The sequence below is a fragment of the Halomonas sp. SIMBA_159 genome (assembly GCF_046536035.1).
GTDB lineage: Bacteria > Pseudomonadota > Gammaproteobacteria > Pseudomonadales > Halomonadaceae > Vreelandella > Vreelandella venusta_A.
On sequence record NZ_JAWJBT010001834.1, the window covers coordinates 1 to 229 of the forward strand.

The window sequence follows — 229 nt, forward strand, 5'->3', positions numbered from 1 at the left end:
GGGCATCACGAACGCGAGCAGGAAGACGGTCACCAGCAGCACCATGCTCATCATCACCGCGGGGTAGGTCAGCGCCCCACGGACGGTGCGGCGGGTCTGGGCCTCCTTGGCGAGGTAGCTCGAGACCCGCTCGAGCATGGGGCCCATGGTGCCCGAGGCCTCGCTGGCGCGGACGAGGCTGATCATGATCGGGGGGAAGACGCCGCGGTGGGCGGCGAGGGCGACCGAG

1 protein-coding gene is annotated in these 229 nt (G+C 70.7%); it reads right to left on the reverse strand.

Features of this window, described 5'->3' with window-relative positions:
* Positions 1–229 (reverse strand): type II secretion system F family protein (locus R0J87_RS25535; protein WP_498889811.1); only part of this gene is annotated, 229 nt, incomplete at both ends.